At 65.1% G+C, this 13,786-nt stretch carries 21 protein-coding genes; 14 read left to right on the top strand and 7 right to left on the bottom strand.

Annotated features, from left to right (window positions below):
* The 3 genes from cas4 to B7L68_RS08720 all read right to left on the bottom strand — a co-directional run.
* Window positions 1-119, bottom strand: a 119-nt coding sequence (gene cas4 / locus B7L68_RS07395) for a CRISPR-associated protein Cas4 (RefSeq protein WP_143615319.1), incomplete at its 3' end; no start/stop codon positions are given.
* Between the two features lie 701 nt (window positions 120-820).
* On the bottom strand, window positions 821-1,081 hold the full coding sequence (locus B7L68_RS07390; RefSeq protein ID WP_143615318.1) for a hypothetical protein: 261 nt from the start codon (window positions 1,079-1,081) through the stop codon (window positions 821-823).
* Window positions 1,048-1,362: a hypothetical protein gene (locus B7L68_RS08720; RefSeq protein WP_162008412.1), complete on the bottom strand. Its 315-nt coding sequence runs from the start codon at window positions 1,360-1,362 to the stop codon at window positions 1,048-1,050. Before B7L68_RS08720 ends, B7L68_RS07390 begins: the two co-directional genes overlap by 34 nt.
* Window positions 1,363-1,731: 369 nt before the next feature.
* On the opposite strand from B7L68_RS08720, the gene cas6 reads away from it, so the two are divergent.
* The 13 genes from cas6 (at window position 1,732) to B7L68_RS07320 (ending at window position 10,338) form a co-directional block, all read left to right on the top strand.
* Entirely contained in the window at window positions 1,732-2,601 is an 870-nt protein-coding gene (gene cas6 / locus B7L68_RS07380; RefSeq protein ID WP_369907397.1) for a CRISPR-associated endoribonuclease Cas6, read from the top strand.
* 27 nt (window positions 2,602-2,628) lie between these two features.
* The gene (locus B7L68_RS07375; RefSeq protein WP_081247037.1) at window positions 2,629-3,045 is read left to right on the top strand and encodes a HEPN domain-containing protein; all 417 of its coding nucleotides are present in this window, start codon (window positions 2,629-2,631) and stop codon (window positions 3,043-3,045) included.
* Window positions 3,012-3,386 (top strand): nucleotidyltransferase domain-containing protein, encoded by a 375-nt coding sequence (locus B7L68_RS07370; RefSeq protein WP_081247036.1) that lies wholly within the window; start codon window positions 3,012-3,014, stop codon window positions 3,384-3,386. Before B7L68_RS07375 ends, B7L68_RS07370 begins: the two co-directional genes overlap by 34 nt.
* A gap of 380 nt (window positions 3,387-3,766) precedes the next feature.
* Complete coding sequence (locus B7L68_RS07365) at window positions 3,767-4,189, top strand: hypothetical protein (RefSeq protein WP_081247035.1); 423 nt, start codon at window positions 3,767-3,769, stop codon at window positions 4,187-4,189.
* A 6-nt stretch (window positions 4,190-4,195) separates the two neighbouring features.
* Entirely contained in the window at window positions 4,196-4,792 is a 597-nt protein-coding gene (locus tag B7L68_RS07360) for a hypothetical protein (protein ID WP_081247034.1), read from the top strand.
* Window positions 4,793-4,845: 53 nt separating this feature from the next.
* A complete protein-coding gene (locus B7L68_RS07355) occupies window positions 4,846-5,568 on the top strand; it encodes a hypothetical protein (RefSeq protein WP_081247033.1) in 723 nt (240 codons plus the stop codon).
* Window positions 5,569-5,833: 265 nt separating this feature from the next.
* Window positions 5,834-7,207 carry an AAA family ATPase gene (locus B7L68_RS07350; RefSeq protein WP_081247032.1) on the top strand — a complete coding sequence of 458 codons (1,374 nt, stop codon included), beginning with the start codon at window positions 5,834-5,836 and terminating at the stop codon, window positions 7,205-7,207.
* A gap of 118 nt (window positions 7,208-7,325) precedes the next feature.
* Window positions 7,326-7,631: a hypothetical protein gene (locus tag B7L68_RS07345; RefSeq protein WP_081247031.1), complete on the top strand. Its 306-nt coding sequence runs from the start codon at window positions 7,326-7,328 to the stop codon at window positions 7,629-7,631.
* A 241-nt stretch (window positions 7,632-7,872) separates the two neighbouring features.
* Window positions 7,873-8,070, top strand: a complete 198-nt coding sequence (locus B7L68_RS07340) for a hypothetical protein (RefSeq protein ID WP_081247030.1) — start codon at window positions 7,873-7,875, stop codon at window positions 8,068-8,070.
* Window positions 8,071-8,282: 212 nt separating this feature from the next.
* Window positions 8,283-8,636 carry a hypothetical protein gene (locus B7L68_RS08975; RefSeq protein ID WP_238136377.1) on the top strand — a complete coding sequence of 118 codons (354 nt, stop codon included), beginning with the start codon at window positions 8,283-8,285 and terminating at the stop codon, window positions 8,634-8,636.
* On the top strand, window positions 8,596-8,829 hold the full coding sequence (locus B7L68_RS07330) for a hypothetical protein (protein ID WP_081247029.1): 234 nt from the start codon (window positions 8,596-8,598) through the stop codon (window positions 8,827-8,829). Before B7L68_RS08975 ends, B7L68_RS07330 begins: the two co-directional genes overlap by 41 nt.
* 395 nt (window positions 8,830-9,224) lie before the next feature.
* Window positions 9,225-9,968 (top strand): sulfite exporter TauE/SafE family protein, encoded by a 744-nt coding sequence (locus B7L68_RS07325; RefSeq protein ID WP_081247028.1) that lies wholly within the window; start codon window positions 9,225-9,227, stop codon window positions 9,966-9,968.
* Window position 9,969: 1 nt separating this feature from the next.
* On the top strand, window positions 9,970-10,338 hold the full coding sequence (locus B7L68_RS07320; protein ID WP_081247027.1) for a helix-turn-helix transcriptional regulator: 369 nt from the start codon (window positions 9,970-9,972) through the stop codon (window positions 10,336-10,338).
* A gap of 728 nt (window positions 10,339-11,066) precedes the next feature.
* On the opposite strand, the gene B7L68_RS08715 is transcribed toward B7L68_RS07320, so the two are convergent.
* Both B7L68_RS08715 and B7L68_RS08710 read right to left on the bottom strand, forming a co-directional pair.
* A complete protein-coding gene (locus B7L68_RS08715; RefSeq protein WP_162008411.1) occupies window positions 11,067-11,459 on the bottom strand; it encodes a PIN domain-containing protein in 393 nt (130 codons plus the stop codon).
* The gene (locus B7L68_RS08710; protein WP_162008410.1) at window positions 11,426-11,692 is read right to left on the bottom strand and encodes a hypothetical protein; all 267 of its coding nucleotides are present in this window, start codon (window positions 11,690-11,692) and stop codon (window positions 11,426-11,428) included. The genes B7L68_RS08715 and B7L68_RS08710 overlap by 34 nt, the downstream gene beginning before the upstream one ends.
* 408 nt (window positions 11,693-12,100) lie before the next feature.
* Here B7L68_RS08710 and B7L68_RS07310 point away from each other — a divergent pair, with 408 nt between their 5' ends.
* Window positions 12,101-12,574 (top strand): hypothetical protein, encoded by a 474-nt coding sequence (locus B7L68_RS07310; protein WP_081247025.1) that lies wholly within the window; start codon window positions 12,101-12,103, stop codon window positions 12,572-12,574.
* Window positions 12,575-12,671: 97 nt separating this feature from the next.
* Here the strand turns inward: B7L68_RS07310 and B7L68_RS07305 are convergent, their stop codons facing one another.
* Together B7L68_RS07305 and B7L68_RS07300 are read right to left on the bottom strand one after the other, a co-directional pair.
* Window positions 12,672-13,199, bottom strand: a complete 528-nt coding sequence (locus B7L68_RS07305) for a PaREP1 family protein (protein ID WP_081247024.1) — start codon at window positions 13,197-13,199, stop codon at window positions 12,672-12,674.
* 263 nt (window positions 13,200-13,462) lie between these two features.
* A partial coding sequence (locus tag B7L68_RS07300; RefSeq protein WP_369907396.1) for a twin-arginine translocase TatA/TatE family subunit occupies window positions 13,463-13,786 on the bottom strand: 324 nt, incomplete at its 5' end.

Genomic DNA, 13,786 nt, shown 5'->3' with positions numbered 1-13,786 from the left:
ACCGACAGCCTCACCCCAAGCGGCGGAGGGGCGACGGGCGGCTCGCCCCACCTCCACCCCCTGAGCTCCTCCCCGACGTCGGCCCGCATCCCCCTGACGAGCTTGAGCTCCCTGAACACGCCAACACCAGCGGGGAGGAATTTAAATCTATGTATAATTATTTGTAAACAGACAGAAAAAGGAATTATATAAATGTAAAGAGGCGGGCGGCGCGCCGTGCCCCCTATACAAAGGCAAATTCGCGCAGGCCGCGCCCTGGCGAAAGCCGCCGAAGCGCCGCGCCCTTCACCACAAACGGTTTTCGATCACTCCTGAGGTTCCATTATGCTTTCTACCTCCGCCCTATTGCATTATTATGTATGTTTCAACCCTTCTTGAGATTCTACGGACTCGGTGCTGGCGAGGTACTACTACGACAGGGGGGTTGCGGTGTTTCAACCCTTCTTGAGATTCTACGTCCAGGTGACGGTCACGGACGCCAACACTGGCGCCACGTTCACGTTTCAACCCTTCTTGAGATTCTACGTCCAGGTGACGGTCACGGACGCCAACACTGGCGCCACGTTCACGTTTCAACCCTTCTTGAGATTCTACCGCTCATGTTGGGCGGTTTTCTGGGTTTTTAAGTTTTTCGGGTCTTTCCTTGAGCCTCGGCGGCCGCCTTCAGACCCCGCTTTACATTCAAGGATGACGGCGTTGGGTAGAGCCGAGACGCCATTCTTCGCCGTAGCGCAGAGATCCAGCGAACGAGAACACAGAAAAAGGCGCGCCGTTCTTCGCCGCGCGCTTTACGGACTGGGGCGGCGCGTCAGTCCGCCCGTCACGTCGTTTCGCGGAGGCGGAGCAGCTTCAGGAGAGCGCGGGCGGCCGGGGTGGGCTCGCCGTTCTTCGCCAGCCCGTGCTGCTCGAACTCCTCCAGGATCCTCTTGTCCGCGCCGTCGATCTGGGCGGAGCCTGCGGCGAGTACTCTCAGCAGATTCCGCCTGGTCTTCGCCCTGCTGTCCATCAGCCTTTCGGCGTAGAGGAGCGGCCGGAGGTCGGCCTCGACTATCCTCTCGGAGTGCTCCGCCACGGTGTACACGGCGACCAGGTTCGCGCCCAGATGGGCCACGGCCAGCACCGCCGCGGTCGGCAGGAGGCCGCCGGGGCCCTCACGCCTCCGCCTACGTCCAGATAGTACTCGTGGTCTCCGGCGAAGAGCTCCGCGGCGTCGCCCACGCAGCTCCAGAAGTCCTCGGGGTCCAGCCTCCTGGACTCGACGGAGGCGTTGACCATCCTGCCGTACGGCTCGACCTCCCTCACGGCGTTCTCGACCCGCTCGTCCTCGCGGCCCACCGTGATGACATCCTGTCGGGCCTGCACCTGTTCGCCGAGGCCGTCGCGCGGCGGTGGGAGGGGCCGAGGGAGGCCGCCGGGGCCCGCATGTCCCTCCCCGGGGGCAGATATATCTTTTCGTAAAGGACGGGCGGCGCGCGCATCGCCTTTTTCCATAAAAATAATTATCCGGCCGCTCTTCAAATATATAGGAACATTTATTAGCTCTCGGCCTCCTCGGTCCATGGAGATCCGCGAGGGGGAGCCGCGCGGGGAGGAGCTGAGCCGAAGGTTCGAGGGGGTTCTCTCTGCCGAGGTCCTCGCGGTGCGGGGGGCTGTCGGAGGCGGACGGGCTCGCCTCGGCTCCCGACGCCGACTCGGCCGTGGGGATCCTGAGAGGGGCGACGGGCCCTGCGTATGGATCGGGGCGCGGCGCCTACTGCGTCGATGGGGAGGCGGACGCAGGCGGCGTGGGCTAACATGAGCGTGGTGGTGGTTAGGGGCAGGGCCCGCGGCCCCGTGGCGTTTTCGGGGTTTTCGGGGACCGTGGCCCAGTCCGCGGTGCTCGAGCTCCTCGGGGCGGGGGAGCTCCATGGGGCTAGGCCGAAGCCCTTCGCCGTGTGGCCGCTGGTGGCGGGGGGCAGGCCCCTTCTGGACGGCGCGGTGGTGGAGGCCGGCGTGCCCGTGGAGCTCCGGGTGGGCTTCGCGGTGAGGGAGCTGGCGAGGCGCTTCGTGGAGGCCGTGTCGGGGCGGGGCGCGCTCAGGCTCTTCGCCGCGGAGGTGCCCGTGGAGGAGGTGGAGTTCTGGGAGGCCCCGCGGCGCCTTGAGGAGAGGCCGTGCTTCAAGGCCGAGTTCGTCTCGCCCGCGCGCTTCGAGACGCATCCCTACTACGCTAGGGATAGGCCGGTGTACGACTTCACGCCGAGGCCCCTCAACCTGCTCCTCTCGGCCGTGGCCTACGGGAGGAGGTTCGGCTTCCTGAGGCTGGGGACGCCGTTCCTCCGCTGGGCCTACACCTACGTGGGGCTGACCGACTTCGGCTGCCGGGGGCCGTGCGTGAGGACCGTCAGGCTCCTGGGGGGCGGCGTGGCGAGGGGCTTCGTCGGCTGGGCCCTCTACCGGGCCTTCAGCCAGCGGAGGCTCCCGGACCTCTGGAGGGCCCTGGCTGTGGCCGAAGCCTTCAACGTGGGCACGGGGCGGGGGATGGGGCTGGGCGCCGTGAGGATAACCCCGCTGGACTGCCCCGGCGGAGGGCCGCGCGGCCCGCCCGCGGAGGGGGAACAATAAATAAAGTTAGTATTATAGAATATTTCCGTGGACTGCGTCGAGTTTTCAAGGTGGCTGGCCATGGCTCGGCGCACGCTGGAGTCGGCCGCGCGGGACGTCGAGGGCGGCGACTACAACTGGGCGTGCTTCAAGGCCCACCAGGCCGCCGAGTTCGCCGTGAAGGGCCTCCTCTACGGCGCGGGGAGGCCGGCGAGAGGCCACTCCGTGTCTAAGCTCCTGGAGGCGGCGAAGGCCCTCGTGGAGGTGCCGGGCGGCCTCGTGGAGCTCGGGAAGCTCCTCGACAAGTTCTACATCCCGACTAGATACGTGGACGCTTGGAGCGAGGGGGCGCCGTATGAGTACTTCACCAGGGGCGACGCCGAGTCGGCGCTGAGGGCGGCGGGGGAGGTGGTCTCCTTCGTCGAGGGGCTGTGGAGGGGCTGCGCAGATTCAGGGAGGGGCTGAGGGCGAGGGCCCTCGCGCTGGCCTCCGCGGCCGCGGGGGCCCTGCCCGGCACGGTGCTCCTCGTCGGGTCGTACGCCAGGGGCGACTTCTCGGAGGACAGCGACGTGGACCTCCTGGTTGTCGCCGAGTTCCGGGAGCCGCCCCACCGCCGCCTGCTGGACGCGGACGTCCCGCCGGGCGTCGAGGTCATCGCGCTGACGCCGCGGGAGGCGCTGAGGGCCGTGGAGAGGTGCTACCCCATAGCCGCCGACATCGCCCTCGGCGTAGTGCTGAAGGACGGGCTCGGCGTCGCGCAGAGGCTGGTGGAGCTCGCCAGGCGGTGCGCCGGCGCGACCGGGTGACCCGCCGGAGCCGGCCCGGCATCCGCACGCCGCGCCTGCCCTCGTCCTGGGGCCCCGCGGCGCCTCCTTCCGCCTATGTGGGCCTCCGCGCGGCGTCTAGATGCGACGTGAAGGGCGCCGCCAGCCAGCGCCTTCTATGTCCGCCCCGGGCCGCGGGTCCCGCGGCGCTGCGGTTAGCCTCTCGGCGTCCGGCTCGCCGGCGATCGAGGCTCCGTCCGGGCGGTGCGCCGTCCCCATCCCGCGTCCATGGAGGCGCGCGGCGGCCGTCCATCTGCCGGGGGTAGGCCTACGTCGCGGGACCCGCGGGGATGCCCTTCGGCGTGGACTAACGCGGCCGTCTTTATCCATTCGATTTTAATTATGTTCGGTAACTTTGTTGTATGAATTACACGGTGGTTGTGTATAGACGTAAGAGGGTGGGGAGGGTGGTTCTCTACGTGGGCCCGACCCCCATCGTCTTCTCGACCTCCGTCGAGATCGGTGGGAGGGTCAGGAGGAGGTGGAGCGCGGGAGGGGTGCCCGCCGTGTCGCTCAGGGTCAAGGCGTCCGAGGTGGCGCCGGCGGTCCAGCTGGCCGCCGCCGAGCTCTGCGGCAGGTACCTCAAGGAGCTGGACGGGCTCTTCCGCGAGGCCGCTAGGGAGGGCTACAGGCCGCATCACAACGACGTGTTCGTGAGGCTGTGGCTCGAGGGAAGGGCGGCGGGGGAGGAGGAGCGGATCGCGCTCGGCCCCTGCGTCTCGTGCCTCACCAACTCGTACGGCAGGTGGGTTGTCAACACGCCTCCGTGGTGCTGCGCCTGCTGAAGGGCCATGAGGCGCGACGCCGCTGACTGCTTCGCCCGCACGTTCGTGAGGTGTAAGGACGTCCTGCCCCGGCACTGCAGATACTTCCCGACGACCGCCGAGGAGAGGATAATGAACGCGCTTAGGGAGGAGGGGGCGCCCTATATGTTCCTCGTGTTTGCCAGGCAGGGCACGGGCAAGACCTTGCTCGCCGTCAAGCTCGCCGAGAGGATCCTGGAGGACGAGTCGACGGCCAACGTGCTGCCGGTCGTGATGTGCGGGAGGCACGACCTACATGACGGCGCGGCTTTCTTCTCGGAGTTCCGCTCGGCCGTCCTCTCCTCGCTGTTGGAGTGGATCAAGAGGAGGCGCGGGATCAGGCAGGACTCGGCGCGTGCGTGTCTGGAGAGCCCGGAGTGCATATATCTGTTCGCGAACGCCGCAGGTCTCCGGCTGTTCGTCGTGGTCGACGAGGCGTTCATGGCGGCCGACCTCTCGAGGCTGATGGAGAGGCTGAGGGAGCTGGCGCAGAACGTCGACGTAGCCGGCGTCCTCCTGGCGTTCCAGGACAGGGATCAGTCCATCGAGGGTGCGCTGATGGAGAGAGGGGCAGCAGGTTCATAAGGGAGGAGATCACGGAGCAGGACCTCAAGCCGTCGCCCGCCGCGCTTAAGGACGTGGAGGAGTGGGGCGCGCAGGCGCTCGGAGACCGGATCGCCGGAATGATCTACGCTGCGCTGGCCGACAGATACGGCTTCAGGTCGGCGAACCAGTTCGGCTATGCGTACCTGAACGCGAGGGAGTTCGGCAAGGGCGGAGACGATCTGTCCAGGGCTCTGGAGGAGGCCTTGAGGAGGAGGTACGGCGCAGCGAGGGCTAAGGTGGGCGCCTGCGAGTCCGATCTGAGCATCGGAGACGTGCATTACGACGTGAAGGTCTGCACGGACCAGCGGGCTCTGAGCAGAGAGGTGGAGGAGGACAGGAGGCGGGGCTGCGGCTTCAAGTACATCGTCGTGGGCCTATGCGAGGCGCCCGGATCGATCAAAATCGGCGTCGATGTGGGCAAGTTGCTCTACGCGCTCGAGGTCGCGGCCCGCAGCAGCAACATAGCAGTTCGGGAGATCTATGCGCTGGCCGCCGAGAAGCTGGCCGAGCTCATAGACCTCGGGGTGCCGGTGCCTGCGGACAGGCTGGCCCAGCTCGCCGAGGGTCTCTGCAGAAGGCTCGGCAGCTCGGGCGCGAGGCGGAGCGACCTCCTGCGCGATCCCCAATTCAGAATGCTGGCGGCCGAGCTCGGCGTAAGCCCGTCCAAAGCCGAAGACGTGACCGCCGTGATAAGGGAGGTGCAGAAACGCTATCCGAGGATAAGGCTCGTCGGGGCTTGGGTGAAGTGTCCCTGACCGGATCCGGCCTCCGCCGGCCCCGGATCGGGCACGGACTGCGGGGCGTCGAGCCGCCTGGGCACAGGCCAGCGCGGCCTCCTCAGCGCTCTGGGGCGCGTCCAGCGGCACTGGGGAGAGGCCGGGCGGGCGATGCGGTTGTCCGCGGAGCCTCTGCCCGGCATATATCGCCCCGAGGCGCCCGTGGTCCCTCCCAGCCTAGGTCCGCCTCTCCGCCGCATCTAGGAGAGGGGGTAGACACTTAAATTTGGCCGTAGCTCCATACGTGGACGCGCCTAGGGTTGTCTTCAGGGATTTCGGGCCGTTCAGATATGCCGAGGTGGAGCTCATGCCTCTGACCCTCTTTGTGGGGAGGAACAGCGCGGGTAAATCTCTTATTCTCCAGATGCTGTGGGTCCTCCTCACGACGCCTCCGGTGCCGCCCGCGGCGGGCGGCAGGTTCTCCGCGGCCCCGGGAGAAATTAGGGCGGTCCATATGTCGAAGTTCATCGAGGAGGTGAAGGAGGGGCGGATAGACGCCGAGTTGTTCAGGAGGGCCGTCCTTGAGGCCTTGGAGCCTGTGGGGGAGATGTGGCGGGGCCTGATGGAGGAGAGGATTAGGGAGGTCTTTCTGAGGGAGCCGAGGGAGCTCGTGAGGCTTGGGGCCTCTGAGGCGATGATCGAGGTCCGAACCTCCTGCGGATCCTACGCGATAGGCATAGCCGCCGGAGGAGGGGTGCGCGTCAACTTGACGCCGTTTTATCAGAGGTTTGCGGCCATGCTGGAGGGCGTCGAGATCTCGGCGGTGAGGCCGGGCGTGATCTCCCTGAAGTGGGGGGAGAGGACGAGGGTGACGAACGTAGATGGGCTGGACGATATGGCTCGAATAGCTGGCGAGATATTCGGATGGTACCTCGCGGATAGATGCGGAGGGTCGCCGCTTATACCGCTTATCCCAACTGGGTCGATCTTCTGGGCGTATCTTCCCGACAGCAGGGCTGGTCTGATGAGCGTGCTGCAGATCTACCCAGGCCAGCAGTTGAGGTCCGTCTATTCCGATTTCTATGAGTTGATGAAGAGGATGAGCCCGCTCATCAGACGCAGGATCTCGGACGTCGTAGGGCGTATCTCCGATTTCACCAAGGAGTTCTATGTTAGGAATGTTGATGTGGATGAGGCGGGGAGGTTCTACGTGGAGTTCCTAAACGGCGTTAGGATCCCCCTGGGGCTTGCGCCTTCAGGCGTCCGCGAGTCGCTTCTGCTGGCGCTTTTGCTTTCGCTGCCCGGCGCGCCGCTTTACGTCCTGGTCGAGGAGCCCGAGGCCCATCTCCACCCTAGGGCTGTGGTGAAGCTGGCGGAGCTCATAGCCAAGGCGGTAAACGGCGGCAAGCGGGTGGTGATCTCCACGCACAGCGACTTTCTGCTGTACAAGCTCAACAATCTCCTTATGCGCAGCAAGGCGGAGAAGGAGGGGGACGCCGCGCTTAGCCCCGACGACGTGGCTGTATACTTGGTCAAGTGGGTCGAGGACGGCTCCGTCGTTGAGCGGTTGCATGTCGACGAGGGCGGTCTACACGAGGAGGAGTTCTTGGAAGTCACCAGAGAGCTGTTCGAGGAGGAGTCGAGGCTTCTCGACGCCGTCCAAAAGGCGGCGGGCTGAGCCGGATATGTCCGTCCCCTGCGAGCCGGAGCCTCATCCCATCGGCGATGTTCGATGCGTCTCGATAGACATAGAGCGATGCGAGAAGGCCGGGCTGATCTCAATCCCTTTTAAACACGTGGACGAGCTCATCCTCTGCGGCAACGGCGCGGTGTTCTTAATAGAGCATACCGGCGCGCCCCACGAGGAAGACCTGGAGAAGCTCGTGGAGACAAGCGCCAGACTAGGCCAGCTGGTCCCCATGCTGACCGGAGGAGATGCGCCGTTGAGAACAACCAGAAGATACTATCTTATCCACACGACGGGCGGCGATAGAAACCTCCTCCGTAAAAGGATTCTAGGCGACGCGAGGTTTCGGAGGAACCCAACCATAATAACGAACTGCCCGCAGGACACCTGGGCCCGCGTGAGGTCCCTGGTCTAGATCCCCGACGTTGGCCCGTCCCTCTGGGGAATCCGGCGGAGGCCCTGCGGCCCCATCGGCGTCGGCTGCGCATCTGCATCCTCGAACGCGGGGCTCACGGACCGCCGGGGCGGGCCCATCGCCCTCGGCTCCGGGCGACTGAAGGGGGAAGGATCCGGCGACCTGCCTGAGGTCGGGGGCGGCGGAGCCGCGTCGCGGCGCCCGCGGGATGAAGCTTATATAGCGCGGATCCGGTTATGCCGTGGAGGAGGACCCCAGGGAGGTCAGGAGGAGGTCCGCCGACTGGGCGTTCATCGAAAGCCTGCCTCCTCGGCTTAGGGAGGCCCTGAAGTACTACATCGAGGCGGGCGACATGTACGTGGCGTCGAGGATCGCGGGGCTGACGGTGGAGGAGTTCAACGAGCTTAGGATAAGGGCCAACATACCAAATGTCGCGTAGCTTCGCGATCGCCGACACCTGCTTCTTGATAGACTGGGCTAGGTACAGGGGGCGCGACCTCCTGTTTAAGCTCTACGTGGTCTACGTGCCCGAGTCGGTGCTTCGCGAGGTTAAAAGCGAGTCCACGATCGCCTGGATCGCCTCGAGGCTCGCCTCGGGCGACTTGGCGCTTTTCACGGAGACCGAGAGCGAGGTCGAGGAGGCCAGGTCCAGTGGAGAGGTCCCGGAGGATGCCCAACATGCCTGGCGTCGACCTGCCGGAGGCGGTCTGCATTGCGGTGGGGCGCAGGAGGGGATACGTCGTGCTGACCGAGAACAGAGGCGCGCTGAAGTTCGTGGAGCTTGCGGAGGACTACGCCGGCGTGACGATACACAGGTCGCTCGAGATATTGTTGCAGCTTCAGCTGAGGGGCCACTTGAGGCCCGACTGCGGGGATCCGGCGCTTAGGTTCCGGGAGTACGAGGAGGACACGAAGCATCTGTTCCCGAGGAAAGACTTATTAAACGCGGTGGCCGTTATTCGGCGTGAGCTATGCGGAGAAGCTCAGGAAGTGGGAGGAGCTTGAGGAAGAGGCCAGGGAGGTCAGGAGGAGGTCCGCCGACTGGGCGTTCATCGAGAGCCTGCCTCCTCGGCTTAGGGAGGTCCTCAAGTACTACATAGAAACCGGGGATATCCGCAGGGCGGCGCGCCTGGCGGGCATGAAGCTCGAGGACTTCAGGGAGCTGCTGAGAAGGGCCAACGTGCCCGTAGTGGTCTGACCCCACCGAAAGGGCGCGGCCTTGGTCTAAGGCTGGACTCCAAGAGATCGCCTCCGGAGGGGCAGGCCGTGGCCCTTCGACCGCGCCTTCAGCATATGGGAGGCTGTCCTCGACCTTCGGCGCCCTTCAGAGGCTCTTAGGCCCCACCGCAGGTCCCCTCACGGCTTCTGTCGCCGGCGTGTTCAGCCCTCCTCTTGGATAGAAGATCGCAATCTGCAACATCTCGCAGATCATCTTCTACAGTTAGCCACCTCTGCTGGACCCTACGCGCCTGGAGCCATATTGCGACAGACGGCGGCGGATCTAGTGTGGCGCGTTTGTGGATCGAGTCTGCCTGGGCGGGGCGCAGGAGATCGCCGACGGCAAAAGTTAAATAGGTGAACAATTGTTCACCTATGGACGACCTTACTCTCAGCATAGTGCTGGCGGGCGTCGCCGTGCTTTCTTTTATCTCCGGCATGTTGGGCCTCGGCGCCGCCTTCGCCACTATTCCCTACCTATCGCTGTTTATGTCGGATCTGGTGCATCAAGTGCAACCGGTTGCCCTGTTGCTCAACGGCTTTACATCGCTCTTCGCCATGGCGGGGTTCGCCAGAGGCGGGCTTATTAGGTGGAGGGATGCGGCTGTTTTGGCCACCGCCACGACCCTCTCGGCCCCTTTAGGGTCCCTCCTTGCGCAGTACACCCCGCAGATGTACATATGGTTTGCGTACTTCGCCGCGGTTCTTTATCTGGCCTACAGGATGTTTAAAGGCGCCTCGGAGGCTCCCCGCGGGGAGCCCAACCTTAAGCTGGCCGCCGCGTTGGCCGTGCCGATTTCAATGCTTGCGGGTCTGCTGGGCGTGGGGCCCGGCTTCCTCCTCATGCCGACTCTCGTGCTGCTGGGGTACGAGCCCCGGCTCGCGGCCGGCATCAACGCCCTGGCCGTGTGTCCGCCTTCCTTCTCTGCGTTCATCCCGCACATACCCACGATGAGGGTCGACCCGCTGTTTCTGCTTGCCGTTGTGGCCGCGGGCTCAGCCGCGGCGTATGCGGGCGCGAGGACGACCGTTAAGCACGTCAAGGGGAGGACCTTGAGGCGGATATTCGGCCTCGTGATAGTGGTCATGACTCTGTATAAACTGGTGACGCTCCTCTGACATGGGCGTGCTGAGGCTGGGCGAGGTGGCTAGGAGGCTGGCCGAGGTCGGCGTGTGTAGGGACCCGCCGAGACCCCCCGTGGAGGAGATCTCCCCGCCGCCTGTGGCGGTGGAGAAGATGGCGGAGGTGCTCGCGGTCTTGGCCGAGCCCAACAGGCTCAAGATCCTGTATCTACTGCGGCAGAGCCCCATGCCCGTCTGTTTCCTCTCCTACATACTGGGGCTCGACAGGACCTTGGTGTCGCACCACCTAGCGAGGCTCAAGGCCGCAGGTCTCGTGGAGGTCTCCAGGAGCGGCCAGTACAGCGTCTACGGCCTCTCCGAGGAGGGCCGGCGATGGGTTGACGCCGTGTTTTCAGCAGTCTTTTAGGAGCGGAGGCGCGTCCGGATCTGCCGACGGCGGTGTCTGCGTCCATCTTTTCCATGGCGGGGCCCCCTAGGCTGGGAGAGGCCCTTGGGACGATGCCAGCGTTGCCCCGGCGCGCAGGCAAACGAAGTCCCGGCGCGCCGCTCCCGCTGGGGTGTGGCACCGTCCTCTCCGCCGTCTCGCCCCCGTCGACGGGCGGCTTGAGGTGGCCGCACAAGGGGGTCTGAGGCGTTGGGAATTACGAGGCGGTGAGGGGGCTCCTCCGCACGTTCGGAGGCATCTGGCGACAGAGGTCTGTTCCACCTAGTGCTCGAGGAGCTGACGAGGCGGCTTATTGCCGACCGAGCGGTCCATCTGACCTCAGGCCTGTCGCCCGGATTGGCACGATGTGTTCGCCGAGGTCGAGCGGATAAAGGTCGCGGACCGCGACCTAGCCCGATGGAGCAGGGATGGACGTAGAAGGCAGGAGGCGCCGCTACCTAATCGTGGCGAGGTAAGGAACCGGCAGACCGGCTTGCATCAGGAGCTCGACCACAAGATCGATCTGGCGCTCAGCCCCGAGGGGCAGGTCCTTCGGATCGACGCGAGCAGCCCTGAGGGGTCCAACGGGGGCATCCCACGCGGCGGTTGGACGCGGCTTGGGGGCCGTCCGCGAGACCTCCGGCTGGAGGGGTGCGCGCCGTGGGCGCTGTCCGCAACATGCCGCCGTGGCGGAGGCGCCGCGCCGGCGGCTAGGGCAGAATTACGCTCTTGACCTCCGGCAGCCTCTCCCAGTCCCTGTCCCTGGTGATCACCACGGCGCCCAGTCTCCGGGCCGCGGCCGATATGAGGGCGTCGCCGGGATTCACGCCTCTTTCGAGGATCCACCTGACGGCGTCGTCCACGTCCTCCGCCGCGACTCCATCCACAACCCTTATGTCGAGCTGGCGGAGTAGGCTGGGCAGCAGCTGTAGGAGCCTGATGTAGCCGCGCCTCCTCGGCTCCGCCGCCTCCTCGGCCGACCTCCTGGCCCACGTCATGTACTCCAGCAGAACTGCCGAAGTCACGTACCGCTCTGCGCATTGGAGCGCCGCGTCGAGCCGCTTGGAGATCAGGACCGAGGTGTCGACGACGCATCTCTCCATATGGCCTCCTCCACCGCCTTCTCGATATCCTCCGCAGCAGGCTCGCCGACTAGGTCGAGCAGCTTGTAGTAGACGTCCAGGAGCGCCTTGACGCCGAGGGCCCTCGCCCTCTCGGCCAGGTCCCTGTCCTGCGTCACGACCAGGCCGCCCCCGACCTCCACGACGTAGACGGCCTTCCCCGCGTAGTCCCTGCCGAGGAACAGCCTGCCCCTGCCGTCCACCTTCCTCATCATGTCCCACATGGCAGTCCCACTTTATATACATTCCCCCCCCCCCGTGCGGAGACGGGCCCGACGCGCCGCTTGGGCCGCGGGCGGCTCGGTGAGGGCCGATCGCGCCGCTGGCCGACGGCGGACGCCGAGAGGGGGCCGCGGCGCAGCGCCAAGGCATACGCGCGATGCAGAGCCTCCGGCGCGCCTCTGAGGTCGCGGGTCCTCGCCGGGGTGAATCCGCCGGACATCCAACGGCTGGGCCCACCATTTTGCCGAGATATCCCGCGCGGGCTCCGTACCTTGCAGTCCGCCCATCAGAACTTGGCAAGCCGCCAAGCGAGAGCGCGCCCGCGGTCCTCGGGTTACTACCGGCATGGAGTCGGTGCACCGCTCGCTACAACGTTTTTAAAGCGATGAGATATTTAACCAGTGGTCGACGTCTCTGCCATCACCTACGATGCGCTTAGGGTTGCTGCTGAGCACGTCCTGGCTAAGGTCAGGGAGGGGGAGGAGCTGGGCACTGAGGACATCTTCATCCTCTACCTCGGCACCATCGTGAACGAGCTGAGGGACGTGAGGTCGGAGGTCGCCAGGCTCGAGGACAAGATAGACAAGACCAGCCAACGCATAGACGAGACCAACAAGAGGATAGACGAACTCGCTAAAAGCCTCTCGGCGAGGATCGACGACACCAACAAGAGGATGGACGAGACGGCGAAAAGCCTATCAGCCCGCATAGACGAGACGAACAAAAGGATAGACGAGACGAATAGGAGGATCGACGAGGTCGTCAAATCGCTGTCGGCGAGGGTGGACGACCTGGCGAAGAGGATAGACGCCCTCCAGACCACCCTCCTGGAGATCCAGAAGCTATTGATAGAACTGGTCAGGAGTAGACAGTAGGTACCTTTCTGATTGCCGCCGGCTTCGTCGGCGCATTTCGCCGAGCCGCGAGGCTACCCGTAGAGCTCGAGCGGTGCGGCGGGCGTCCGGGCGTAGACTAGGCGCTACCGCCGGCGCACACCCGCCTATAGATGTCTCTATCTCCCACGAGCCTTCTCATGAGCGTGCATATCAACAGGGCGGCCGATTCGTCGTCCGATATGTCGGAAAAGAAGCCCTCGGGGTCCGGCCCGTTGTATTGATATCTGTGTAGCTGCAGCGCCAAGGCAGTCGGCTCCACCACGTCCTGGACGCCCAGCCTTGCAAGCGCCGCGGCTATCTGCAACATGCGGCTGGTGGGCATCAGCGCAATCACTAGGTCCACCTCCTCGACCTCGGCAGTCTCTCCGCCGGCGCGCGCCCTCCGCGAGCCCGGGAGGACGTCCCTAAGCTCCTCCCTGCGGCCTGCGGCGAGGTATGCGAGATATGCCTTCCAGGCCTGGAGGGCCTTGCCGGCGGCGTTGCGGACAAGGCCCCCCTCCAGGAACTCGAGCCCCAGCTGGGCCTCGGCCAGAGCCTCCCTGAGCCTCAGCTCTCTATACTTCTCTAGGTCGCGCCACGGCTTCGCCAGCACAGGAAGCTCCACGGCATCTGTGCGCCCTCCGCCTAAAAACTTAACCTGGTCGCAAGACCCGGCTTCTGTACTTCTCCAAGCCCTTGCCCCCAGCGGCAGGCCTTGGACGGCGGCCTATGGACGGCGTTTGATCCGCCCCGTCTTCACGCCGCCTGGGCCGTCGGCCTCCTGGCGGCTCCGCTACAGCCCCCGCGCGATCCAGACGCCGATCTCAGACGGCCTATATGGGACGAAGGGACCATAGAACTAAGCGGACGACGTTCGGAATAGGGAAGTCAGCCTAGCGCTATCTTCTTGTTCATCTCGGCGACCTTGCGGTTTACCTCGTCCAGTATCTGCTCCTTGGTTTTGCCCTCTGTGTTTATGCCTAGGTTCTTGGCCACCTCCAGCAGCTTCCTGTATTCCTCGTCCTCGCCTGCGGCCAGGCCTTGGGAGGCCCTTCTGAACTCGTGCAGGGCCTGCCCGAGGCCCTTGGCCAGGGCGGGGAGCTTTGAGGGGCCCCATATGAGGAGGATGACCACGGCGATCAGTATTATGAGCCAGTCCTGGCCCGTGATGAACAGCCACATATACGGCCAAACCCCACAACCATAAAAACC

The organism is Thermoproteus sp. CP80, assembly GCF_002077075.2.
Taxonomy (GTDB): domain Archaea; phylum Thermoproteota; class Thermoprotei; order Thermoproteales; family Thermoproteaceae; genus Thermoproteus.
Note: the sequence above shows the minus strand (reverse complement) of the source record. Positions and strands in the feature narration are given on the sequence as shown.

Bases quoted from the DNA above. Each gene is read 5' to 3' on its own strand.
- B7L68_RS08710 (WP_162008410.1), bottom strand. From the start codon at position 11,692: ATGATGAGGAAGGTGGACGGCAGGGGCAGGCTGTTCCTCGGCAGGGAC.
- B7L68_RS07320 (WP_081247027.1), top strand. From the start codon at position 9,970: ATGGGCGTGCTGAGGCTGGGCGAGGTGGCTAGGAGGCTGGCCGAGGTC.
- B7L68_RS07360 (WP_081247034.1), top strand. From the start codon at position 4,196: ATGAGGCGCGACGCCGCTGACTGCTTCGCCCGCACGTTCGTGAGGTGT.
- B7L68_RS07325 (WP_081247028.1), top strand. From the start codon at position 9,225: ATGGACGACCTTACTCTCAGCATAGTGCTGGCGGGCGTCGCCGTGCTT.
- B7L68_RS08715 (WP_162008411.1), bottom strand. From the start codon at position 11,459: ATGGAGAGATGCGTCGTCGACACCTCGGTCCTGATCTCCAAGCGGCTC.
- cas6 (WP_369907397.1), top strand. From the start codon at position 1,732: ATGGATCGGGGCGCGGCGCCTACTGCGTCGATGGGGAGGCGGACGCAG.
- B7L68_RS07365 (WP_081247035.1), top strand. From the start codon at position 3,767: ATGAATTACACGGTGGTTGTGTATAGACGTAAGAGGGTGGGGAGGGTG.